The sequence below is a fragment of the Henriciella pelagia genome (assembly GCF_002088945.1).
GTDB classification, from domain to species: domain Bacteria; phylum Pseudomonadota; class Alphaproteobacteria; order Caulobacterales; family Hyphomonadaceae; genus Henriciella; species Henriciella pelagia.
On sequence record NZ_NCSU01000012.1, the window covers coordinates 28,022 to 51,163 of the forward strand.

Here is a 23,142-nt window from a genome sequence, read left to right on the forward strand (position 1 = left end):
CCTCCACTCAGCCCGGCGAAAACTATTACCCGCTCGATCACCGAGTACAAGCTTGACCACATTTCAAGACTGGAACATAGTAAGAACACCATGTCAGTTCGGGAGCGAGCATGCGACACTTTTCGGAAGCACCACTGCTCGGGCTTTCGTCGTCCGAAACGGTCACCGTAAAGGCCAAGCCGCACTGGCAAGGCCACCGCGACCGGCTGCGCACCAAGCTCATTGAACGGGGGGCTGATGCCCTTGAAGACTACGAACTGCTGGAAACACTACTGTTCGCCTTCATTCCGCGCCGGGACGTCAAGCCTGTCGCAAAGGCTCTGATTGCTCGTTTCGGAGCGCTAAGCGCAATCCTCGCCGCCCGGCCGGCAGAGCTGACGAGAGTTGCCGGCGTCGGTGAAACCGTCGCGGCCTATCTGAAGGCAACCGCCGAGATTGGGGCGCGCGCGAGCCGGGAAACCCTGCAGGCCCGCACCGTTATTTCCAGCTGGTCTGCCCTCCAGGCTTATGTGAAACAGCAATTGCAGCATGAAGGCCGGGAACAGTTCCGGGTCCTGTTTCTGGACCGGAAAAACCAGCTGATCGCAGATGAAATCATGGGGCATGGCACCGTAGATCACGCGCCAGTCTATCCTCGCGAAATCGCAAGGCGTGCGCTTGAGCTTCAAGCATCCAGCCTGATCCTCGTTCACAATCATCCATCGGGCGATCCGACGCCATCGCGCGCCGATATCGATATGACGCGGGAGATCATGGATGCGCTCGATGCCCTGGATATTACTGTTCATGACCACCTGATCGCGGCACGCTCCGGCGTGCTCAGCTTTCGCTCGCAAGGCCTCCTGTAAAAGCTTCACAGGAGAGCTGACCTGAAAGAGTAGCATTCGCGGCAAAAAGATCGTATTGGCGCGCCATCGATGCGCTGCGTGAAAAGCACGTATCAGTCCGCCAGCACTGAGCGGTCAGCCAGATATCGCCGAAAGCCCTCTTCATGATCGACCACAATGCCATTGCGCCTTCGCTGGGCCAGGCCCTTTCCGCGCGTGGATATCAGACGCTGACCCCCGTGCAGGAAGCGATGCTTTCGGACGATCATGGCGGACAGGACCTGCTCGTCTCGGCCCAGACGGGCTCAGGCAAGACCGTTGCTTTCGGAATCGCCATGTCTTCGTCCATCCTGAGCGATGGACGCATGATCGACCGGTCTGACACACCCCTCGCCCTGATCGTTGCGCCGACGCGCGAACTGGCTGTCCAGGTCAGCCGCGAACTTGAATGGCTCTATGCCAATGCTGGTGCACGCATCGTGTCCTGCGTGGGCGGCATGGATCCGCGCGAAGAACGGCGTGCCCTGGCGCGCGGCGCGCACATCGTCGTGGGCACGCCCGGCCGTCTGGTGGACCACATCAATCGCGGCGGGCTTATCCTCGATGACCTGCGTGTGGTGGTGATGGATGAGGCAGACGAAATGCTCGACATGGGCTTTCGCGATGAGCTTGAGACGATCCTGAAGGCGGCACCCGAAGACCGCCGCACGCTGCTCTTCTCTGCGACCGTGTCGAAGCAGATTGCGCGCCTTGCCGCGAGCTTCCAGCGCGACGCAATCCGCGTGAACACCATCTCTGACGAGGGGTCTCACCGCGACATTGAGTATGTCGCCCACACCATCGCCCCTTCGGACGCAGAAAACGCCATCATGAATGTGCTACGCTTTCATGAGGCGAAGAATGCGCTCGTCTTCTGCAAGACACGGGCGAATGTGAACCACCTGCTCGCGCGCTTCCACAATCGCGGCATGAACGTTGTCGCGATGTCCGGCGAACTCAGCCAGAAAGAACGCATGCACGCCTTGCAGGCGCTGCGCGACGGCAGGGCGAATGTCTGCGTTGCAACGGATGTCGCCGCGCGCGGGCTCGACCTCCCGGACCTCGATCTGGTCATCCACGCCGACCTGCCTTCGGATCAGGAAAGCCTGCTGCACCGCAGCGGTCGCACCGGCCGCGCCGGCCGGAAAGGTGTCAGCGTCCTCATCGTTCCGTTCAAGGCGCGGCGCCGGATCGAGAGGCTTCTCGGCGATGCAAAGGTCGAGGCAAGCTGGGTTGATGCGCCGGGCGCCGACGATATTGAACGCCGCGACGATGAGCGCCTGCTGAACCATCCCACCCTTCTCGAAACCGCAGGTGATGTCGATCTGGCCATGGCCCATGCGCTCATCGAGCGTCATGGAGCCGAGCAGGTTGCTGCAGCGTTCGTGGCGGCGCACCGGGCAAAGCGCTCGGCACCGGACGAGTTGATGCCGGTTCCCGAACCAGCCACGACAAGGCAGCGAGGCGAGCGCAACGCCCCGCGAGAACCGCGCGCGCCGCGTGAGAAGCGAGCGCCGAGAGATGACTTTTCCGATGGCGTCTGGATCAATGTATCGGTCGGGCGCAAATCAGGTGCCGAACCGCGTTGGTTGCTGCCCATGTTGTGCAAGTCTGGCGGGCTTGACCGCAGCCAGATCGGCGCAATCCGGATCGAAGACGCCCATACGAGGGTCGAGCTTCATCCAGATAGCGTAGAGCCCTTCTTTGCGACAATCGGCCCTGACGGACGGATTGAGAAATCCATCACGGCCTGGAAGGAAGGTAGTGCACCGCCCGGGAAATCGAACCCGTCGACCGCCCGCATTGTAAGCAAGCCTGCCAAGGCGTCGCACAGGAAGGGTGGCAAACCAAAACAGGACCGGGACGAGTGGTCCCCTGATTCTGATGCACCGCGCGAGCATCAGGGCGCGCCAAAGTCGCGCAGAGACAAGCCGCCATCTGATCGACTGAAGAAGGCGAAACCGAAAAAGCGTGACCGCCGCTTCGACGCTTCTGCGAGCAAGCCGCCAAAACGAAAAAAACCAAAACGCCCAAAAGCGTGACACGTCAGCGCCGCGTGGCGAGTCATCACGCTCGGTTAGGCGCGCTAGCTCCCATTCCGAATTTGTGAACGCGCTGGACACTGGCATGTGCCGTGTCCAGTATCGCGCAAAACAGATTAGGGAGTGAATGGCATGAGATGGATGGGTGCACTAGTGGGGGCATCGCTGGCGGCTTGCAGTGTCGGCGCACAGGAAACCGAAAACTGGTATCCGTCAAAATATGGCGCAGATGACCGACTCGGTGCCTTGAACAATCTCTCGCCCGAAAAGACGGCCGAAGCCGCCAAACTGATCACCACCGGCAAGACCTACTCTCTCGGCATGGTGACCGGGCGCTCGACACCTGCCTATGGCCCGCGCGAATATGATGTCACCATCCTGCAGCTTTCGGATGGATCTGGCACGCCACTTGGCACGAACAGGGCCACAGGAAATGACGATATCGTCGATGTCTGGGTCGGGATTGGCAGCCAACTCGACGGGCTCGGCCATATGGGCATTGATCATCATTATTATAATGGCGTGGGCGTTGCTGACTTTGTAACCACTGCGGGCCTCACCCAGTTTGGAACGCACGCCCTGCCCCCGATTGCGACACGCGGCGTCCTGCTTGACATGACCAAGCTCACGGGAACGGATCCCGTCGCCGACGGGACAGCGTTCAATCGCGCCGAGATCGACGCAGCCGCAGCCGCTGCAGGTGTCACAATCGAAACCGGGGATGTGGTGATCTTCCACACCGGCTACATGGCGGCGAATTCAGGCAATGATGCTCTCAAACAGACCGAGCCGGGAATTGGCGTGGAGGGTGCGCAGTATCTTGCTGATCTCGGCGTGGTCGCGGTCGGCGCTGACACCTGGGCTGTCGAGGCCATCCCGTTTGAGGACGAAACCCGGCCCTTCGATGTACACCTGACCCTGCTGGCCAAGAACGGCGTGTACATCCTGGAGAACATGGTCACCGAAGAACTCGCCGCGGACGGGGTCACGGAGTTCTTCTTTTCGCTCGGCGTGCCAAGACTGGAAGGCACAGTTCAGGCCATTATCAATCCGGTGGCTATTCGATAAGAGGAATCGGTGGAGACTGCTGTATTCGCTGCGCCTGTCCTGTCTGTTGCTGTTTGCAGGAAAGGGTTGCCAGCGGGGTCATGATAGTCAACAACACCGAATTGGGGCGTCCAGCAGAGGCGTACAGGAGGAGATTGCCAGAATGAGCGATGCAACCGCTGCGCAGCATCAGGGGCACATTACGGGCTTTGGATCGAAGGGTTATCGATTCTACGTCCTGATATCCCTCATGCTGATTTACACGCTGAACTTTATCGACCGGACACTTATCACGGTCGTGGCTCAGCCGATCATCAACGAATTCAGCCTGTCGGACAGCCAATTCGGCTTCCTTTCAGGCCCACCGTTTGCGCTGTTCTATGCCATCATGGGCATTCCGATTGCCATGTGGGCAGACCGCTCCAACCGGGTGATGGTGATCACGCTTTGCATTATCATCTGGTCCGTCATGACCGCGCTGTGCGGCGTTGCGGCGGGCTTTATCTGGCTCTTGATCTTCCGGATCGGCGTTGCTGTTGGCGAGGCTGGCTGTACGCCGCCCGCCAACTCGATCATCACCGATTATTTCCCGATCAAAAGCCGGGCGAATGCCATCGGAATCTACTCCATGGGCGTGACGCTCGGGGGCGTGCTTGCGCAGGTCTTCGGCGGCATGATCGCCGGCATCCAGGGCGAGGATTTCGGCGCCTGGCTGAATTCGATCGGGCTTGGCGGCCTTTTCCCTGGCATCGACTGGTCAACGGTCGGAGGCTGGCGCATTGCCTTCGTTGTGGTTGGCGCGCCGGGCGTCATCATTGCCGCTATCCTCTGGTTCACAGTCAAGGAACCGCCGCGCGGCTACACTGAAGTGCCCAGCAGCCGGATAGTCGAGAAGGCAGGTATCTTCGAAGCGTTCAGGGAATTCGGAGCCAAGAAGACCTTCTGGTGGGGGTCCTTCGGAGCTGCGCTCGTTGCCTTTGTCGGCTATGGTCTGCAGACCTTCCAGGCACCGTTTCTCCAGCGCGTCTATGATATCGGCGTGCGCGACGCCGCAGTGTATTATGGTGCACCTCTGGCGGCAATTGCAGCTGCGGGCACGTTCGCAGGCGGGTTTCTGTCCGAGAAACTGTCTGACCGCTTCCCGGCCGTTGTGGCATGGCTTCCGTCCGTGGGCCTGCTGATCGCGGTGCCGCTTTATGTCTCGGCATTCTTTGCGCCGAACATTGGTATGACATTCGGGCTGTGGCTGGCGGCAGCTTTCTGCCACTACTCCTATCTCGGTGCGCAGTATTCCATCGGCACATCGATCGTCAGTCCGCGGTCGCGCGCGACGACGATTGCTGTCCTGCTACTCCTTGTCAGCCTCATCGGTAACGGTATCGGCCCGCTGTTCGTGGGCATGATGTCGGACATGTTCATGAACAATGAAATCGCGTCGGCAGGACTGACCGAAGCCTTCAGGACGTTCAATCCAGCGCTTTGCGCTGGGGTTGATCCAACCGACTCTAGCGGAGCGGCTCTTTGTGATGCGTATGGCAATGGACTTCGCAAATCGATGGCCGCGACCGCCTGCTTCTTCCTGGCGGCAGCGCTCTGCTTCTTCATGGCAGGCCGTTACTTCATGAAGGACCGCTGGACGTCGAATACGTAGAAATCACTTCACAATAGCGACTTCAACATCCCGGATCATGACAAAGTGGTCCGGGATTTTTCTTGCACATTACTTCACATGTGACATTTTTCAGGTTCATGGTCGATTTGCTCTGGTCGGAACGTCGCTGATTTGCTTTGGTGCAATCAAACAAGCAGCGCGGCCCGTAAATGGGCTAGACGCGTGCGACATACGGAGGAATGAGATGGCATCTGTAGAACAGGATGCGGCAGCGCCGGCTGCCGTCAACACGGGTTTCGGCACGAAAGGCTATCGGGCCTATGTGCTGAGTGCTCTGCTGCTGGTCTACATTTTCAACTTCATCGACCGAACCATCATCAATATCCTCACAGAGCCGATCAAGCTGGAATTCGGCGTTGAGGACTGGCAGATGGGCCTGCTTGGTGGACCTGCATTCGCCTTCCTCTACACCTTCCTGGGGATACCGTTGGCACGAGCTGCCGAGCGCTATAACCGCGTCCTCATCATCGTGGTGTCGGTCGCACTCTGGTCGCTATTCACCGCATTGTGCGGCTTTGCGATGTCATTCTTCATTCTGTTCCTGTTCCGCGTCGGCGTCAGTATTGGCGAGGCTGGCTGCACGCCGCCAGCACAGTCGATCATCGCAGACTATTTCACGCCGAAATCACGAGCGACTGCCGTCTCAATCTACGCTCTTGGCGTACCGCTGGGTGGCATGCTCGCCTCGTTCTTTGGCGGCCAGATCGCAGGCCTGAGCGGTGCTGATTTTGGCGCCTGGATTTCGTCTATCGGGCTGGGCGGGCTATTTTCAGGTGTCGACTGGTCGAATGTCTCCGGCTGGAGAATCGCCTTCGTCGTGGTCGGCGTACCTGGCCTTCTGGTCGCGCTGCTCGTCCGCTTCACCGTAACGGAGCCGCCGCGAGGATACACCGATCCGGCGAAGCTGCAAAACCTCGAAAGAGCGAGCTTCGGCGAAGCGCTCAAGGTTCTGATGTCCAAGCCGACTTACTGGCACGTCGTTGCTGGCGCAACGCTCGCTTCCTTTGTCGGATATGGCGTGGCCCAGTTCACGACTTCCTTCCTCATCCGCACGCACGAACTGACGATCCAATCGGCGTCGCTGCTCTTCGGCATCGTGATTGGCCTGATGGCCGCGATTGGCGTTTTCCTATCTGGCTATCTCGCGGACCGTCTCTCGGTACGCCACCCCAATGCGCTGTCCTGGCTTCCCGCTGTCGGCATGGGGCTCTCAGTGCCGCTCTACGCGATGGGGTACCTTGCAGACAATCTCTGGCTTGCGATGCCGCCCCTTATGGCGGCTGCTACGCTTCACTATTTCTATCTTGGCCCGATGTACGCCATCGCAGGCGGCGTGGTGGACAGCCGCATGCGCGCAACATCGGTCGCGATTACGCTCTTCGTGGTGAACCTGCTCGGCTACGGGCTTGGACCACCCCTGATTGGTATCCTTTCCACATTCTTCAAGACGATGTTCATCAACGGTGCTGGCCTCGGCCTGACACTGGAGGCTTGCAAGGATCTCGCAACGCTTGCCGAGAATCAGGCCGCTGCCTGTACCAGCGCCGATGCGCGCGGCCTCCAATGGTCGATCATCGTCTTCATTTGTGGATACGGTTGGGCGGCGCTTCACTATCTGCTGGCAGGGCGCACCCTGCAGCGGGACATGGTGGCAAACGCCTAGTCGCGAATTCCGGACGGGCGCTCACCGGCTGTGGGCGGTCGTATCCTGTCTCCGGCGAGCGCGCTCCGCGAAGCATTTGCGCAGCCTTGGCAAGCGCAAGCTTGAACCGGCAAGAATGAGGGAGAACGACTGATGGCGATAGCTGGAACGACTTCCGAAGGAGCGGCGACTGGCGCAGCGTCGGGGACCGGGAATCCCGGCTATTCCACTGCCGGTTACCGGGCTTACATCCTCGGCTCGCTGCTTCTTGTTTATGTTTTCAATTTCATTGACCGGGCAATTCTCGCGATCCTGAACGATCCGATCAAGGAGAGCCTCAGGCTGGAAGACTGGCATATGGGCCTGCTCGGAGGCCTGGCGTTTGCCATGTTGTACACGACCCTGGGCATCCCCATTGCGCGTGTCGCTGAACGGGTAAACCGCAAATGGATCATCATTTTTTCTCTCGTTCTGTGGAGCGCGATGACAGTGCTCTGCGGCCTTGCGACGAGTTTTGTGATGCTGTTCGTCCTGCGCATATGCGTGGGTATCGGCGAAGCGGGCTGCACGCCTCCTGCCCAGTCAATGATCGCTGACTATTTCAAACCATCAAGCCGGGCCACAGCCGTTTCAATCTACGCTCTCGGCGTTCCGCTCGGCGCGATGATTGCCGGCGTGGCGGGCGGCTGGATCAATGATTACGTCACGGGCCAGGGCGTGTATGCCATGTTTGGAAGCTGGGGCTGGAGCTGGGCACAAGGACTTGTGGACTGGCAAAGCCTCGAAGGCTGGAGACTCGCCTTCATTCTGGTCGGTTTTCCAGGCGTTATTCTCGCCGGTATTCTCTTGCTCACCATGAAGGAGCCGCCGCGCGGTTACACAGATCCACCGCAGGCCGTGAAGCCGGAACCAGCAAGCTTTTCCCAGGTCATGAAAATACTCTGGAACAAGCCAACCTATGTTCACGTCGTGATCGGAGCCTCGCTCGCCGCTTTTGCAGGCTATGGCATTGGGCACTTCGTGCCGGCCTATTTCGTGCGCACGCATGAGCTCTCGCTCAGCCAGGCGGCGATCTATTACAGCCTCATCCTCGGCGTGTGCGGAGCCATTGGTGTGTTCTCATCCGGTTATATTTCGGACCGAATTTCTTCGCGTCACCCGAATGCGCTTTCATGGCTGCCGGCTATCGGCATGGCGACGGCCGTACCGCTCTATGTTTTCGGGTTTCTGCAGGACGTGCTGTGGCTGACCATGCCACCGCTGATGGTCGCTGCGCTGCTTAAGTATTTCTATCTGGGACCCATGTATGCGGTGGCAGGCGGTGTTGTCGACAGCCGGATGAGGGCGACCTCTGTGGCGGTGATGCTTTTTGCGACGAACCTTATCGGTCTCGCCCTCGGCCCGACGGTCTCCGGCCTGCTGTCGAGTGTGATCAAGGGCGGCATCCTGTCGGCTTCGGACCTCGAACTGTCGCTGGAAGCCTGCAAGGTTCCTGCGAACCTCAGCGCCGAAGCGGTCGCCGTCTGCTCGAAAGCCGATAGCACCGGTCTTCAATACGCCATCGTGATCTTCGCCTGTGTCTATGCCTGGGCAGCGCTTCATTATTTGCTGGCCGGTCGCACCCTTCAGCGTGACATGGTCGCAAAGAGCGCATAGACGGCCCTCATGGCGGTCTACACAACAGTTAGCGATGACGCACTCGCGGCGTTTCTGAGCGAGTACGATCTTGGCGTACCCCGGAGCTTCAAGGGCATCGCAGAGGGCGTTGAAAACTCCAATTATTATCTGGAGACAGATCGCGGCCGATACATTCTCACCCTGTTCGAGCGGCGCGCTGACCCAAAGGACCTGCCCTATTTCATCGACCTGAAGCGCCACCTGGCAGCCAAGTCCTATCCCTGTCCGGCGCCCGTCGCAGGCAAGGATGGTGAGGCGCTGCGGAAGCTCGAAGGCCGGCCGGCCGTCATCGTGACCTTTCTCGACGGTCTGTCGCCACAGTCACCGAATGCGCGTCAGTGCCGGTCTCTTGGTGCCGGCCTCGCTCGGATGCACGCAGCTCTGGCCGATTTCGACCTCCGCCGGCCAAATTCACTCGGCCCGGCAAGCTGGCCGGGTTTGTGGCGCGGGCGTGCCGAGACGGCCGACAGTCTGCAGGAGGGGCTCGCTCTGCGAATCCGTGACGACCTGAAGGCGATTGCAGCGGCGAAGCCGCAGAGCCTGCAGATCCCCCGCGGCACCATCCATGCCGATCTCTTTCCGGACAATGCATTTTTCCTGGGCGACGAATTTACCGGTGCCATTGATTTCTATTTCGCCTGCAGCGACGTGCTCGCTTATGACATTGCCGTCTGCCTAAATTCATGGGCCTTCGAGAATGGCAGCGAGTACAATTTCTCGAAAGGCGCAGCCCTGATTGCGGGGTATGAGTCCGTGCGCCCCCTCGAACAGGCGGAACGGAACGCCTTGCCAGTATTGTGTCTCGGCGCTGCGATGCGATTCTTCCTGACCCGTCTGGTCGACTGGACCGACACGCCAGCCGACGCGCTGGTACGTCCTAAAAACCCGCTTGAATATGCCGACAAGCTCGCCTTTCACCGCAAGGCCGTTTCGGCGGGTGATTACGGAGCCTGAAAATTGCCGCGCTCTCAACCAGACCGCGCCTGATTGCCTCGTTTTAATCTTCGGATTGGCATGTAAAGCTGCGGAATTGGAGAGAGACGATGCCAGAGTTCGGGCCAAACGGGACGATCAGTGCGGCAACAAGCTCACCCGTTCGCGACTATGCGGTCGAAGACGGAGAAACGCCACGCATCCGCCGGGTCGCATTGGCTTGCTTCCTGTGCGGCGTCGCGGCGTCCATCACTGTTTCGCTAATTGCCGCTCTTCTCGCTTTCGTATTTGGTTCAATCATGTCGATCGCCGGTACCCCGCCATCGCAGTTTGGGTCCAATGACGGCTTCATGGCGGGTGCCTTCATCGCCGTCATGATGGCCGCTTTCAACTGGTACCTGTTCTACATCGTCGTTCCTATCACCTGGCTGGTTCTTTTCCTGTCGATAGGAATATTTCCCCGGCGCGGCATTCGTGACCATGGTCCCTATTATCGGTGGGGCGCGATCTGGGGCGGCCTGCTGGTTGGCGGAACGACAGGACTAGTCGGCGGCGGCATGGCAGGCACCGCAGCGATCGGGGCGTTCGTGATCGGTGGATTGATCGGCGCGATCGCAGGACTGATCTGCGCGTCGCTCTTCCTCGCAATCGTTCGACCAAAGCGACAGATCCTGGATATTGTCACAGATGTCTTCTGAGGCCTGCTTGACCGCGACGTCGAACCGGGCGAGCCAGTCGGCATGTCAAAACTGATCGAAATCTGGACGGACGGTGCCTGTAGCGGAAACCCTGGCCCTGGCGGATGGGGCGCGCTGCTGAAGTCGGGCGAACACACCCGCGAAATCCATGGCGGTGAACCCGATACCACCAATAATCGCATGGAGCTGATGGCCGCAATTGAAGCGCTCAACGCGCTCAAAAAGCCCTCGAAGGTGAAGCTTCACACCGATTCCACCTATGTGAAAGATGGACTCACAAAGTGGATTCATGGATGGAAGCGCAATGGCTGGAAGACTGCCAGCAAAAAGCCTGTCAAAAATAAGGATTTATGGCAGATGCTTGAGAAGGCCTGTGAGCGCCACGACATCCAGTGGATCTGGGTAAAGGGCCATGACGGCGACGAAGGCAATGAGCGGGCCGATGAGCTGGCCCGTCTCGGTGCCGCGGAAGCGCGCACCTAATCGTCAGCGCCGCCGCTTCGATCATCTCATTTCCACCGGCGCGCACTGACCATCATTGGCGCGCATGGTGCGGCGTACGCCATCGACGAATCGGCCGGTGGTCTCCAGCTCGGCCTGGGTGACGGCAAATGACGCGGCGTCCGTGTCTTCCACATCGACTTCGATCAGACTTGCTGCGTCCTCGACGTCGACACCGCGTTCGGCCCGAATGTCGGCTATGATCTGGCTGACCTTCAGCACCGTGGTCTGCGCCTCATCGCCAAGGGTTTCGAGATTGGTCGCATAGCATGCACAATAGCTTTCAACCGATGCGCCGACTTCGGTCAGATCGCCTTCCACTTCCGGATCCCCAGCGAGAAGTGCTGTACACGTCGCTGTCGGGTCGCTCGCCTCGCCTGTGCTACACGCTCCGATGAGCGACAAGGCTCCCAAGGTTGTCAGTATCTTGATGTGAGCCATGTCGCCCCCTCCTCTGCTCTGTCTATTCAGCCGCAACGGCTGTTGCGGTGCCGAGAAACCCCCGAAGGCGGTTTTCGATGATATCATGAGCTTCGGCCATGATCCGGTCGATCAGTTCCTTGCAGGTCGGAATGTCGTGAATGAGCCCCGCAACCATGCCGCAGGACCAGGCCCCCGCATCCATATCACCTTCCTTCATGATCTTCGGATAAACACCGGCGACTTCCTCGATAATATCCTCGAACTTGATATTAGAGCCAAGACGCTTTTCCTTCTCAAGCAGGCGCTCGACGCCGGCATTGGTTAGCACGCGTTCGGTGTTGCGCAGTGGGCGCATGACGAGACGCGTGTCTAGCTCGGACGCGGACACAATGGCCTGCTTCACATTCTCATGCACGGGCGCTTCCTTGGTTGCGATGAAGCGGGTGCCCATATTCATGCCAGACGCGCCCATGGCGAGCGACGCAACGAGACTCCGGCCGTCGGCCTGGCCACCAGAGGACACAAAAGGGATCTCAAGTTCGTCAGCGGCGCGGGGCAGAAGGATCATGTTGGGCACATCGTCTTCGCCTGGATGGCCACCACATTCGAAACCATCGACAGACACCGCATCACATCCGATCGATTGCGCCTTGAGTGCATGGCGGACGGCCGTGCACTTATGGATTACCTTGATGCCATTGTCCTTCAGGACAGGAAGAACCTGGGCCGGGTTGTTACCTGCAGTCTCAACCGCTTTCACGCCGCCCTCGATGATCGCCTTGATATATCCAGGATAATCCGGCGGGTTGACCGATGGCAGGAAGGTGAGGTTCACGCCGAACGGCTTGTCCGTCATGTCCCGGCACCGGGCGATTTCATTGGCAAGGTCTGCCGGTGTCTTCTGCGTCAGGGCGGTGATGATGCCGAGCCCGCCGGCATTGGACACTGCTGCAGCCATTTCCGCAAACCCGACATAGTGCATGCCGCCCTGGATAATCGGGTGCTGAATGCCAAACATCTCGGTGATAGGCGTCTTCATGGAAAATCTCCTCCAAATCGTTGAAAATACAATGCCAAGGGAACGCCCCTGAGAGCAAGTGTTCCGGCGGGGAAACATCCACGCAACCACTGCAGTCTTGAGAAACAGTGCTGATTGGATCACGATATCCGGCCAAGCAAGGAGGAGCCCGCACCATGAAGATATTCGTTCATGGCGTTCCTGATACGCCAGCCATGTGGGAGCCCCTGCTGGGCGAGTTGGCGCTAGATGAGGGAATGGTACGCGCACCTTCCCTCCCCAGCTTCACAGCACCCGCACCCAAAGGCTTTTCCTGCACAAAAGACGCATATGTCGACTGGCTGATCAGCGAAATGGAGGCAGCAGGCGCACCTGTCGACCTTGTTGGGCACGACTGGGGCGCACTGCTCGTAATCAGGGCCGCGTGCCTGAGGCCTGACCTCGTGCGCAGCTGGGCCGTGGCCAATGCCTTGCCGCAAAAGGACTATAGATGGCACCGCACGGCGCGTATCTGGCAGACGCCACTGCTCGGCGAAGCCTTCATGTCACTCACCAGTCCGGCTCGTCTCGCAGAGGCCCTCGCTGAGGCCGGCCTACCCGCGACACTTGCCCGAAAGGAGGCCTCGTACTGGACGCCACACATGCGTCGGGCAATCCTGAAACTCTATCGCTCTGCAAAAAATGCCGCTGATGAATGGTCAAAGGATCTCGACCGCCTCCCGAGAAACGGTCTTGTGTTCTGGGGCGACAAGGACCCGTTTGTACCGGTCGCGACGGCTGAGAAATTCTGCGCCGAAACAGGCATCCCACTCCACCGCCATGCAGATGCAGGCCACTGGTCAATCGTCGAAAAGGCCGACCAATTCGCCGCACTGCTGAAGCACTTGTGGTCACCGAGCGCCTGACCACAAAGAAAAACCCGCCACGGCAAGACCGGGCGGGTTCTCAATTCTTTCAAGGCGTACGGTCTTATTCTTCGTCCATTGCCTCAAGCTCAGCTTCGTGACGGGCACGGTCTTTCGCGCCTTTTGCATCTTCATCGCGGTCAACAAGTTCGATGACAGCAACCGGAGCATTGTCACCGTGACGGAAGCCGGCTTTGAGGACACGGGTGTAACCACCATTACGGTCCTTGTAGCGGTCGCCGAAGACGTCGAACAGCTTCTGGACGGCATCCTTGTTGCGAACCTGCGCAATCGCGCGGCGACGAGAGGCAAGGTCGCCCTTCTTCGCCAGGGTCACAAGCTTGTCCATGATCGGCTTGAGTTCCTTCGCCTTCGGAAGGGTCGTCACGATCTGCTCATGCTCAATGAGCGACGCTGCCATGTTCGCGAACATCGCCTTGCGATGCGATGTCGTGCGGTTCAGCTTGCGATGTGCAATTGCGTGGGCCATTTCGGTCTCCTGCGCGCCCTCCCGGGCGGACGGTTAGAGGTGGTCGTCGTATTTCTTGGCAAGTGCCTCGATGTCTTCTGGTGGCCAGTCCGGCACTTCCATGCCGAGGTGCAGCCCCATGCCAGCGAGCACTTCCTTGATCTCGTTCAGCGACTTGCGGCCGAAGTTCGGAGTGCGGAGCATTTCCGCTTCGGACTTCTGGATGAGGTCGCCAATGTACACAATGTTGTCGTTCTTCAGGCAGTTTGCCGAACGAACAGACAATTCCAACTCGTCGACCTTCTTGAGAAGAACCGGGTTGAAGCCGAGATCGGTTTCTTCGCTTGAGGAAGCGGATTCGGTTTCAGGCTCATCGAAGGTGATGAAGAGTTGCAGCTGGTCCTGAAGGATGCGGGCCGCGTAAGCCACGGCATCTTCCGGTGTGATGGAGCCATCGGTCTCGACCGTCAGCGTGAGCTTGTCATAGTCGAGGACGGTGCCCTCACGGGTATCTTCAACGGCATATCCGACGCGGCGGACCGGCGAATAGATTGCATCAACCGGCACGAAGCCAATCGGGGCGTCTTCCGGACGGCTCTGATCGGCAGGCACATAGCCCTTACCGGTTGCAACGGTGAATTCCATGCGCACAGACGCGCCCTCATCAAGGGTGCAGATAACCAGGTCCGGGTTGAGGATCTTCACATCGCCCGAGGTCTCGATCTGTCCAGCTTTCACTTCGCCCTTGCCGTCGGCCTTCAGGATCATGCGCTTCGGTGTATCCGAAACCATGTCGATGGCGATCTGCTTGAGATTCAGGACGATTGTCGTGACGTCTTCGCGAACGCCTGGAATGGACGAGAATTCGTGAACGACACCATCAATCTGGACGCCCGTGATCGCTGCACCTTGCAGAGAGGACAGGAGAACGCGGCGAAGCGCGTTGCCAAGGGTCGTGCCGAAGCCGCGCTCAAGCGGCTCGATGACGAGTTTGGCATGACGGCGCGGATCACGGCCTGCTTCCACCTTCGGGCGGTTCGGGCGGATCAGTTCTTTCCAGTTACGGTCATTCACGCTGGTCGCGGTATCGGCCATTCACGGCCTCCTTAGTCTGTTAATGGATAAAGCTTGGGCCTAGACGCGGCGGCGTTTTGGCGGGCGGCATCCATTGTGCGGAATTGGTGTGGTGTCACGGATCGATGTGATGGTCAGGCCGGCAGCCTGCAGCGCGCGAAGGGCGCTCTCACGGCCCGAACCGGGACCACGAACATTGACTTCTACGGTTTGAAGGCCGTGCTCCTGCGCTTTCTTCGCCGCATCCTCAGCAGCCACCTGGGCAGCATAAGGGGTCGATTTGCGCGAGCCCTTAAACCCCATGGCACCGGCCGAAGACCAGGAAATCGTATTTCCCTGAGCGTCGGAAATTGTCACCATGGTGTTGTTGAAGCTCGAGTTCACATGGACAACGCCGGAAGAGATATTCTTGCGGGCGCGGCGGCGAACGCGGGTCGTATCACGAGCCATATCAGTCTGGTCCTACTTCTTCTTACCGGCAATCGGCTTTGCCGGACCCTTGCGGGTGCGAGCGTTGGTGTGAGTGCGCTGACCACGAACCGGAAGGCGCTTGCGGTGGCGCAGACCACGGTAGCAGCCAAGGTCCATGAGACGCTTGATGTTCATCGAGACTTCGCGGCGAAGGTCACCTTCCACCATATAGTCGGAATCGATGGTTTCGCGGATCTGGATCACTTCAGCGTCGGTGAGGTCGGCCACGCGGCGGTGCGACTCGATACCAATCTTCTCAGTGATCTCGCGGGCTTTGGCCGGACCAATCCCGTGAATGTAACGAAGCGCAATTTCAACGCGCTTGTTCGTTGGAATGTTTACACCTGCAATACGGGCCACGGGCCTCATCTCCTAAACTGCGAAAAACGGGCTCGGCGCGAAACGAAAACCAACGCTTCGCGCGCGCGAACCCGACCTCTTAACGAAGTGCGTCGTTATAGACCTGCAAATCGCCGCGTCAACTGGTGAAATGCGGCTTTATGCGGTCTCTTTCAGCGCCTTCTCGACGCCTTGTGTAACCTCATCAATCGACGCCATTCCGTCGACTTCGCGAAGGATGCCTCGTTCCGCATAAAGCGGAATGAGAGGTGCGGTATCCTGATTATACTTATCAAGGCGCGCAGCAAAAGTCTCCGGGTTGTCGTCCTTGCGTCCCTGCTCCTCAAAGCGCTTGGTCACCCGCTTCAGCAGTTGGGCTTCGTCGACGACCAGCCGGATCACGCGGTCGACTTGCGACCCACGGGTTTTCAGCAGATTGTCGAGCGCGTGCGCCTGACCAACCGTGCGCGGAAATCCGTCATAGATGAAGCCTGGCGCATCGGTATGGATGCCGAGCTGCTCATCAATCAGATCGATGACGATTTCATCTGACACCAGGCCGCCCTCGTCCATGATCTTTGCAACGCGATTGCCAAGCTCAGATCCTGATGCGCGCGCTGCGCGCAGCATGTCGCCCGTCGAAAGCTGAATGTAGCCGTGTTCCTCGACAAGGCGTTTTGCCTGCGTGCCCTTTCCGGCCGCCGGTGGTCCGAAGAGTATCAAATTCATCGTCTGCGCTTACCTCCCAGCCGCGATTTCTTGATCAGCCCTTCATATTGATGCGCGATCAAGTGGGACTGGATCTGTGTCACTGTATCCATCGTAACGGATACAACGATGAGAAGCGATGTGCCACCAATATAGAAAGGAATTTCCGGAACGTATCGCCGCAGCACTTCTGGAAGCAGACAGACGAAGACCAGATAGATGGCGCCGATCGTGGTGAGGCGCGTCAGCACATAATCGAAATAGGCAGCCGTGTTCTTGCCCGGACGGATGCCAGGGACGAAGCCGCCATACTTGCGCAGATTGTCTGCGGTTTCCTGCGGGTTGAACATGATCGAAGTGTAGAAGAAGCAGAAGAATGCGACCAGCACACCGTAAGTGATGATGTAGGTCCAGCTGCCCGGCGAGAAGTGAAGGGCCAGCCACTGGATGATGCCAGGGCCCTGCTCGACGCCGGTACCTGGGGCCATCGTATTACCACCGGTCAGGCCGACAGCCGTCATCGGCAGCATCAGGATCGCGATGGCGAAAATTGGCGGGATGACACCCGACGTATTGAGCTTCAGCGGCATGAACGAGCTCTGGCCCTGCTGCATCTGATTGCCGACCTGGCGCTTCGGATACTGGATCAGGACGCGGCGCTGCGAGCGCTCGATGAAGACAATGAAAAGGACGAGCGCAATGACGAGTAGAAGGACAAGCGCCACGAAGACGACATTGACGCCCTGCTCACGGCCGCCGGCAAAGAGGTTCACAATCGCCTTCGGCATTTCGGCAATGATGCCTGCGAAGATGATCAGCGAGATGCCGTTGCCGATACCGCGCGCGGTGATCTGTTCACCCATCCACATCAGGAACATTGTGCCGCCAACGAACGTCGTCACAGCGGTCAATACAAAGAACCAGGTCGCAATGCCTTCATACGCCACGCCCGAAAGGCCCATGGCGATGCCAAAGCCCTGGAAGAAGGCGAATCCGACAGTGAGATAGCGCGTATACTGGTTGATCTGCTTGCGGCCCGACTCGCCCTCTTTCTTCAGCTTTTCAAGCGAAGGCACAGCGCTTGTCATCATCTGCACGATGATGGACGCCGTAATGTAAGGCATCACGTTGAGCGCAAACACACTCATCCGCTCGACGGCGCCGCCAGCGAACATGTTCAGCGAGCCGAGCATGCCGCCCTGCTGCTGCTGGAAGAATTGTGCAAACTGATTGGGGTCAACGCCAGGAACGGGAATGAACGTTCCAAGACGATAGAGAACGAGAATGAAGAGCGTGAACAGGATTCGGGCCTGAAGATCCTTCGCTTTCGCGAAGGTGCCGAAATTCATGTTTCGCGCCATTTGCTCTGCGGCTGTGGCCAAGTGCCCCTCCTACCGGAAATGAAATCGCCGCCAATACATCGGCGGCGAAATGCTGTTTGTGAAGGTGTGCGAACGAAAAAGCCGCAGATTACTCTGCTTTTTCCGCCGCCACCGGCCCCGTCACAGTAACCTTGCCGCCGGCCTTCTCGATCGCTTCGATCGCGGCCTTGCTGGCGCCCGTGACAGTGATGTTTGCCTTCTTCGGCGCTTCACCCTTTGCGAGGAGACGAACACCGTCCTTCACGCGGCGGATGACACCGGATGCAACCAGCGTCTCTTCGGTGATATCGCCAGCCTTGAGCTTGCCAGCTTCGATCGCCTTGGTGAGACGTCCAAGATTGACCCAGGCATGGTCCTTCGAGTTGCGGGCAGTGAAGCCACGCTTCGGCAGACGCATATAGATTGGCATCTGGCCGCCTTCGAAGCCATTCAGGGCAACGCCCGAACGAGCCTTCTGGCCTTTGACACCGCGACCGCCAGTCTTGCCCTTGCCGGAGCCGACGCCGCGGCCCACGCGATGGCGGTTCTGGGTCGATCCCGCATTTGGGGAGAGTTCGTTGAGTTTCATCGGTCTATTCCTGACTGGCGCTGAAAAGGGTCGCCCCTATACGCCTACTCTTCTACGACTTCAATAAGGTGAGACACCTTGGCAATCATGCCACGCACGGCCGGGGTGTCTTCAAGCTGACGCTCACGGCCGATCTTGTTGAGACCGAGGCCGACAAGCGTTTGACGCTGCTCTGGCTTGCGACGGATCGGGCTGCCTGTCTGGCGAACCGTGACCGTATCTGACTTCTTCTTTGCCATGATCAGAACCCTTTTCTAAATCAGGCGGTTTCGGAAATGCCGGCTTCGGACGCACCATCGGTGCGGCGGCCAACAATATCCTGGACCTTGAGGCCACGCTTGGACGCAACGGAGCGCGGGCTTGCCTGCTCCTTGAGCGCCGCGAAGGTTGCGCGAACCATGTTGTACGGGTTGGACGAGCCGGTCGACTTGCCAACGACGTCCTGAATGCCGAGCACTTCCATGACAGCGCGCATCGGGCCGCCAGCGATCACGCCGGTGCCGGGAGGCGCTGCGCGAAGGATGACCTTGCCTGCACCCCAACGGCCCTTGCCGTCATGATGCAGCGTTCGGCCCTCGCGAAGCGCAACACGAACCATGTTGCGTTTTGCGTCTTCGGTTGCCTTGCGGATCGCTTCAGGCACTTCGCGGGCCTTGCCCTTGCCGAAGCCTGCGCGGCCCTTCTGGTCACCAACGACGACCAGTGCAGCAAAGCCGAAATTCTTACCGCCCTTCACCGTCTTGGCGACGCGGTTGATGCCGACGAGCTTGTCGACAAATTCGCTCTGCTCTTCCTGGCGGTCGTCGCGACGTCCGCGTCCGCGGCCGCGACCTCTGCCCTGTTCTTCTGCCATATTGGCCTCCTAGAACTTCAGACCGCCCTCGCGGGCGGCGTCTGCCAGGGCTTTAACCCGGCCGTGGAACATGTAGCTGCCGCGATCGAAAACGACGTCTTCGACGCCGGCTTTCTTGGCGCGCTCTGCGATGAGCTCACCGATGCGCTGGGCAGCTGCGGTATCGCTCGTGGACTTCAGCTTGGTGCGAAGGTCTTTCTCGAGCGTTGAGGCTGCAGCAACCGTCAGACCCTTCTCATCATCGATGATCTGGGCGGAAATATTCTTGTGCGAGCGGGCAACCGAAAGACGCGGCTTGCCAGAGGCGAGCTTGCGGAGCTTCGTGCGGGTGCGCTGCGCGCGACGGATGGATTTTTCGCGTGTCGTCTTCATGGCGGTTACTTCTTCTTGCCTTCCTTGCGGCGGACATATTCGCCCTGGTAACGCACGCCCTTGCCCTTGAACGGCTCTGGCTTACGGAACTGGCGAATCTCGGCAGCAGCCTGGCCGACAGCCTGCTTGTCTGCGCCCGAAACGATGACTTCAGTCGGCTTGGGGGCTTCAATCTTGATGCCTTCCGGTGCCTTGAAGATCACGTCATGCGAATAACCGAGCGACAGTTTCAGGTCATTGCCCTGCATCTGTGCGCGATAACCAACGCCGACGAGTTCCAGCGTCTTCGAGAAGCCTGTGGCGGCACCGTTGATGACGTTGGCAGCGTTCGCACGAGCCGTGCCCCACTGGGTGCGGACTTTTGGGTCCAGCGCCTCAGCGAAGGTCATCTTCTTGCGACCCTTCTCGTCATTTGCCTTGATGCGCTCATTCGCTTCTTTCACGAAGTTCTCGCGTGGCATGATCTGGACTTCGCCGTCCTTGATCTCGGCCGACATCAGGTCGGACACGGTGAAGGCGAGGTTGCCTTTCGGGCCCTTGGCTTCGATCGTATTGCCGTTCAGCGTAACGGTCGTGCCGTTCGGGACCGGAATTGGGAGTTTTCCAATACGGGACATATCAGTTCATCCTCGTCCTAGAATACCCGGCAAAGGATCTCGCCACCCACATTCTCATTGCGTGCAACGGCGTCGGAAATGACCCCCTTGGACGTTGAGAGAATGGAGATGCCCAGTCCGTTGCGGACCAGCGGCAGATCATTCACCGACGAATAAACCCGGCGACCTGGCTTCGAGACCCGGCGGATCTCGGAGATGACAGGTGCGCCATCATAATACTTGAGCTCGATCTCGACATTGTTGTGACCGTCTTTTTCGACTTCCGTGTAGCCACGGATGTAGCCTTCAGACTGGAGCACGTCGAGGACGCGGATCCGCAGTTTGGAAGACGGCGAGACAACCTTCGTCATGCCACGCATCTGCGCATTGCGGATACGGGTCAGGAGATCGCCAAGGGGATCGGAAATGTTCATCTTGGTCCTCCTTTCCTACCAGCTTGACTTCACGAGGCCCGGCACCATGCCGAGCGAGCCGAGTTCGCGAAGTGCGATACGCGACATTTTCATCTTGCGATAATAACCACGCGGACGGCCTGTGACCTGGCAGCGGTTACGAACGCGGTTCGGTGCGGAGTTGCGCGGAAGCTCAGCCAGTTTCAGGCGAGCCTGAAAGCGCTCTTCCAGTGGAACATCTTCATCCACCGCAATCGCTTTCAGCTTCGCGCGACGAGCCGCATACTTGGCGACCATCTTGCGACGCTTCTCGTTCTTCTCAATTGCGCTTTTCTTAGCCATATCGTTTCGTCCTCAAGCGCTAGTTCCGGAACGGGAAGCCGCAATGCGCGAGCAGCGCCTTGGCTTCTTCGTTCGTTTTAGCGGTGGTGCAGACAATGATGTCCATACCGCGAATGTCTTCCACGTCGTCATAGTTGATTTCCGGGAACACGATCTGCTCTTTCAGGCCCATGGCGAAGTTGCCACGACCATCGAAGCTCTTGCCGTTCAGACCGCGGAAGTCCTTCACGCGTGGCAAGGCCATGTTGGTCAGACGGTCGAGAAACTCGAACATCCGGTCACGGCGTAGCGTAACCTTGGCACCGATGACCATACCGTCGCGCAGCTTGAAGCCTGCGATGGACTTACGGGCCTTGGTCGGCACCGGCTTCTGACCAGCGATCTTCTCGAGCTCGGCAAGCGCGGTCTTGATCTTCTTGGAGTCAGCGACAGCTTCGCCGACACCCATGTTGATCACGACCTTGTCGAGCTTCGGGACCTGCATGTCATTGGAGTAGTTGAACTGCTCCTGGAGCTTGGCCCGGATCTCTTTAGCGTACTTCGTCTTCAGACGGGGTTCGTAATTCTTGGACATCAGATCGACTCGCCAGAACGTTTGGCATAGCGCGTCTTGCGGCCATGCTCGTCTACCTTGAAACCGACGCGGGTCGGCTTGCCATCACGCGGGTCCATGATCGCCACATTGGAGACATGGATCGGCGCTTCGAACGTCTTGATGCCACCTGGGTCCATCTGACCCGGCTTCTGGTGGCGCTTCACAACGTTCACACCCTGAACAACAACACGGTTCTCAGCGGGAAGCACTTTCAGCACTTCGCCCTGGGCGCCCTTGTTGCGGCCCGTCGTGACAATCACGCGGTCACCTTTTTTCACTTTGGCAGCCATGGTTACAGCACCTCCGGAGCCAGAGAGACGATCTTCATGTGGTTCTTGGCGCGAAGCTCGCGCGGAACCGGTCCGAAGATACGGGTACCGATCGGCTCACCATTATTGTTCACCAGCACAGCGGCATTGGTGTCGAAACGGATGGTCGAACCGTCGGGGCGGTTAATGTCTTTCGAGACGCGGACGACGACAGCGCGGCGTACATCGCCTTTCTTTACGCGGCCGGTTGGAATCGCTTCCTTGATCGACACGACGATGATATCGCCCACGGACGCATAGCGGCGGCCTGCACCACCCAGCACCTTGATGCACTGGACACGGCGTGCGCCGGAATTGTCCGCAACGCGGAGGTTGGATTGCATCTGGATCATGAGTCAGCCCCTTCTCCAGCAACCAGTTCCCACGTCTTCAGTTTCGAGCGCGGTGGGCACTCCTGAATGGTGACGCGCTGACCTTCGACGGCAACATTGCCCTCGTCGTGAGCGTGGTATTTCTTCGAGCGGCGCACGATCTTCTTCATCACAGGATGGAGGAAGGTGCGGTCAACGCGGACCACAGCCGTCTTGTCCTGCTTGGTGGACACCACAACGCCTTCCATTACGCGTTTCGGCATGACTCTCTCCTACGCCTCTGCTTCCGCTTTGGCCTGTTCGCTGAGGAGCGTCTTGACGCGAGCGATGTCGCGGCGGACTTCCTTCATTCGGGCCGTTTTTTCCAGTTGGCCAGTGGCCTGCTGGAAGCGGAGGTTGAACTGTTCTTTCTTGAGCTGGACGAGCTGATCCTTCAGCTGGTCGGTGCTCTTGGAACGCAAATCAGCGATTTTCATCTCTAGATCCCCTCAATGCGCTTGATGATCTTGGTCTTGACCGGCAGCTTTGCGGCGCCGAGCTTCAGAGCCTGAATGGCGACAGCATCCGGAACACCATCGATCTCGAACAGGATACGGCCAGGAGCAACGCGGGCGACCCAACGGTCTACCGAGCCCTTACCCTTACCCATACGAACTTCGATCGGCTTCGCCGTGACCGGCGTGTCCGGGAATACGCGGATCCAGACCTTGCCCTGACGCTTCATTTCGCGGGTCACAGCACGGCGGGTCGCTTCGATCTGACGAGCGGTCACCCGCTCTGGCTCGAGCGCCTTGAGGCCGAAGCTGCCAAAGTTCAGCGTGTAGCCGCCCTTGGCGTTGCCCGTGATCCGGCCCTTGAAGGCCTTACGGTATTTTGTGCGTTTTGGCTGCAGCATC

31 protein-coding genes are annotated in these 23,142 nt (G+C 59.0%); 10 read left to right on the forward strand and 21 right to left on the reverse strand.

The window, feature by feature from the left end; translation table 11 throughout:
• Positions 1–110: 110 nt before the first annotated feature.
• The 9 genes from radC (at position 111) to rnhA (ending at position 11,060) form a co-directional block, all read left to right on the forward strand.
• Positions 111–848, forward strand: a complete 738-nt coding sequence (gene radC / locus B8746_RS13840; RefSeq protein WP_084394302.1) for a RadC family protein — start codon at positions 111–113, stop codon at positions 846–848.
• A 143-nt stretch (positions 849–991) separates the two neighbouring features.
• Positions 992–2,908 (forward strand): DEAD/DEAH box helicase, encoded by a 1,917-nt coding sequence (locus B8746_RS13845; RefSeq protein ID WP_084394303.1) that lies wholly within the window; start codon positions 992–994, stop codon positions 2,906–2,908.
• Between the two features lie 141 nt (positions 2,909–3,049).
• Positions 3,050–3,976, forward strand: a complete 927-nt coding sequence (locus B8746_RS13850) for a cyclase family protein (protein ID WP_084394304.1) — start codon at positions 3,050–3,052, stop codon at positions 3,974–3,976.
• Between the two features lie 142 nt (positions 3,977–4,118).
• Positions 4,119–5,606, forward strand: a complete 1,488-nt coding sequence (locus tag B8746_RS13855; RefSeq protein WP_084394305.1) for a spinster family MFS transporter — start codon at positions 4,119–4,121, stop codon at positions 5,604–5,606.
• A 205-nt stretch (positions 5,607–5,811) separates the two neighbouring features.
• The gene (locus B8746_RS13860) at positions 5,812–7,290 is read left to right on the forward strand and encodes a spinster family MFS transporter (protein WP_084394306.1); all 1,479 of its coding nucleotides are present in this window, start codon (positions 5,812–5,814) and stop codon (positions 7,288–7,290) included.
• A gap of 132 nt (positions 7,291–7,422) precedes the next feature.
• Positions 7,423–8,925, forward strand: coding sequence for a spinster family MFS transporter (locus B8746_RS13865; protein ID WP_084394307.1), 1,503 nt, complete (start codon positions 7,423–7,425; stop codon positions 8,923–8,925).
• A 9-nt stretch (positions 8,926–8,934) separates the two neighbouring features.
• Complete coding sequence (thrB, locus tag B8746_RS13870; RefSeq protein WP_084394308.1) at positions 8,935–9,900, forward strand: homoserine kinase; 966 nt, start codon at positions 8,935–8,937, stop codon at positions 9,898–9,900.
• An 89-nt stretch (positions 9,901–9,989) separates the two neighbouring features.
• Positions 9,990–10,577, forward strand: coding sequence for a hypothetical protein (locus B8746_RS13875; protein ID WP_084394309.1), 588 nt, complete (start codon positions 9,990–9,992; stop codon positions 10,575–10,577).
• Positions 10,578–10,619: 42 nt separating this feature from the next.
• The gene (rnhA, locus tag B8746_RS13880; protein ID WP_084394310.1) at positions 10,620–11,060 is read left to right on the forward strand and encodes a ribonuclease HI; all 441 of its coding nucleotides are present in this window, start codon (positions 10,620–10,622) and stop codon (positions 11,058–11,060) included.
• A gap of 21 nt (positions 11,061–11,081) precedes the next feature.
• Here rnhA and B8746_RS13885 read toward each other — a convergent pair whose 3' ends face one another.
• Both B8746_RS13885 and B8746_RS13890 read right to left on the reverse strand, forming a co-directional pair.
• Positions 11,082–11,519, reverse strand: a complete 438-nt coding sequence (locus tag B8746_RS13885) for a hypothetical protein (protein WP_084394311.1) — start codon at positions 11,517–11,519, stop codon at positions 11,082–11,084.
• Positions 11,520–11,541: 22 nt separating this feature from the next.
• A complete protein-coding gene (locus tag B8746_RS13890) occupies positions 11,542–12,540 on the reverse strand; it encodes an NAD(P)H-dependent flavin oxidoreductase (RefSeq protein ID WP_084394312.1) in 999 nt (332 codons plus the stop codon).
• A 155-nt stretch (positions 12,541–12,695) separates the two neighbouring features.
• Between B8746_RS13890 and B8746_RS13895 the strand changes: the two genes are divergently transcribed.
• Complete coding sequence (locus B8746_RS13895) at positions 12,696–13,424, forward strand: alpha/beta fold hydrolase (protein ID WP_084394313.1); 729 nt, start codon at positions 12,696–12,698, stop codon at positions 13,422–13,424.
• A gap of 64 nt (positions 13,425–13,488) precedes the next feature.
• On the opposite strand, the gene rplQ is transcribed toward B8746_RS13895, so the two are convergent.
• The 19 genes from rplQ to rplP form a co-directional block, all read right to left on the reverse strand.
• Complete coding sequence (rplQ, locus tag B8746_RS13900) at positions 13,489–13,914, reverse strand: 50S ribosomal protein L17 (RefSeq protein ID WP_084394314.1); 426 nt, start codon at positions 13,912–13,914, stop codon at positions 13,489–13,491.
• 33 nt (positions 13,915–13,947) lie between these two features.
• A complete protein-coding gene (locus B8746_RS13905) occupies positions 13,948–14,967 on the reverse strand; it encodes a DNA-directed RNA polymerase subunit alpha (protein ID WP_084394340.1) in 1,020 nt (339 codons plus the stop codon).
• Positions 14,968–15,027: 60 nt separating this feature from the next.
• Positions 15,028–15,417 (reverse strand): 30S ribosomal protein S11, encoded by a 390-nt coding sequence (gene rpsK, locus B8746_RS13910; protein ID WP_084394315.1) that lies wholly within the window; start codon positions 15,415–15,417, stop codon positions 15,028–15,030.
• 12 nt (positions 15,418–15,429) lie between these two features.
• The gene (rpsM, locus tag B8746_RS13915) at positions 15,430–15,807 is read right to left on the reverse strand and encodes a 30S ribosomal protein S13 (RefSeq protein ID WP_370237684.1); all 378 of its coding nucleotides are present in this window, start codon (positions 15,805–15,807) and stop codon (positions 15,430–15,432) included.
• Between the two features lie 129 nt (positions 15,808–15,936).
• Entirely contained in the window at positions 15,937–16,506 is a 570-nt protein-coding gene (locus tag B8746_RS13920; RefSeq protein ID WP_084394317.1) for an adenylate kinase, read from the reverse strand.
• Positions 16,503–17,867, reverse strand: a complete 1,365-nt coding sequence (gene secY, locus B8746_RS13925; RefSeq protein WP_084394318.1) for a preprotein translocase subunit SecY — start codon at positions 17,865–17,867, stop codon at positions 16,503–16,505. Before secY ends, B8746_RS13920 begins: the two co-directional genes overlap by 4 nt.
• Before the next feature lie 88 nt (positions 17,868–17,955).
• Positions 17,956–18,435 carry a 50S ribosomal protein L15 gene (rplO, locus tag B8746_RS13930; protein WP_084394319.1) on the reverse strand — a complete coding sequence of 160 codons (480 nt, stop codon included), beginning with the start codon at positions 18,433–18,435 and terminating at the stop codon, positions 17,956–17,958.
• A gap of 44 nt (positions 18,436–18,479) precedes the next feature.
• Positions 18,480–18,674, reverse strand: coding sequence for a 50S ribosomal protein L30 (gene rpmD, locus B8746_RS13935; protein ID WP_084394320.1), 195 nt, complete (start codon positions 18,672–18,674; stop codon positions 18,480–18,482).
• A gap of 20 nt (positions 18,675–18,694) precedes the next feature.
• On the reverse strand, positions 18,695–19,288 hold the full coding sequence (gene rpsE, locus B8746_RS13940) for a 30S ribosomal protein S5 (RefSeq protein WP_084394321.1): 594 nt from the start codon (positions 19,286–19,288) through the stop codon (positions 18,695–18,697).
• Positions 19,289–19,297: 9 nt separating this feature from the next.
• Positions 19,298–19,660: a 50S ribosomal protein L18 gene (rplR, locus tag B8746_RS13945; protein ID WP_084394322.1), complete on the reverse strand. Its 363-nt coding sequence runs from the start codon at positions 19,658–19,660 to the stop codon at positions 19,298–19,300.
• A gap of 5 nt (positions 19,661–19,665) precedes the next feature.
• Entirely contained in the window at positions 19,666–20,277 is a 612-nt protein-coding gene (rplF, locus tag B8746_RS13950; RefSeq protein ID WP_084394323.1) for a 50S ribosomal protein L6, read from the reverse strand.
• 17 nt (positions 20,278–20,294) lie between these two features.
• The gene (rpsH, locus tag B8746_RS13955; protein WP_084394324.1) at positions 20,295–20,690 is read right to left on the reverse strand and encodes a 30S ribosomal protein S8; all 396 of its coding nucleotides are present in this window, start codon (positions 20,688–20,690) and stop codon (positions 20,295–20,297) included.
• 15 nt (positions 20,691–20,705) lie between these two features.
• Entirely contained in the window at positions 20,706–21,011 is a 306-nt protein-coding gene (gene rpsN, locus B8746_RS13960) for a 30S ribosomal protein S14 (protein ID WP_084394325.1), read from the reverse strand.
• Positions 21,012–21,030: 19 nt separating this feature from the next.
• Entirely contained in the window at positions 21,031–21,585 is a 555-nt protein-coding gene (gene rplE / locus B8746_RS13965; RefSeq protein ID WP_084394326.1) for a 50S ribosomal protein L5, read from the reverse strand.
• Complete coding sequence (rplX, locus tag B8746_RS13970) at positions 21,585–21,896, reverse strand: 50S ribosomal protein L24 (protein WP_084394327.1); 312 nt, start codon at positions 21,894–21,896, stop codon at positions 21,585–21,587. Before rplX ends, rplE begins: the two co-directional genes overlap by 1 nt.
• A 2-nt stretch (positions 21,897–21,898) precedes the next feature.
• Complete coding sequence (rplN, locus tag B8746_RS13975; protein ID WP_084394328.1) at positions 21,899–22,267, reverse strand: 50S ribosomal protein L14; 369 nt, start codon at positions 22,265–22,267, stop codon at positions 21,899–21,901.
• Positions 22,264–22,509 (reverse strand): 30S ribosomal protein S17, encoded by a 246-nt coding sequence (rpsQ, locus tag B8746_RS13980; RefSeq protein ID WP_084394329.1) that lies wholly within the window; start codon positions 22,507–22,509, stop codon positions 22,264–22,266. Before rpsQ ends, rplN begins: the two co-directional genes overlap by 4 nt.
• Positions 22,510–22,518: 9 nt before the next feature.
• A complete protein-coding gene (rpmC, locus tag B8746_RS13985) occupies positions 22,519–22,722 on the reverse strand; it encodes a 50S ribosomal protein L29 (RefSeq protein WP_084394330.1) in 204 nt (67 codons plus the stop codon).
• A gap of 2 nt (positions 22,723–22,724) precedes the next feature.
• Complete coding sequence (gene rplP / locus B8746_RS13990; protein ID WP_084394331.1) at positions 22,725–23,141, reverse strand: 50S ribosomal protein L16; 417 nt, start codon at positions 23,139–23,141, stop codon at positions 22,725–22,727.
• Position 23,142: the final 1 nt, after the last annotated feature.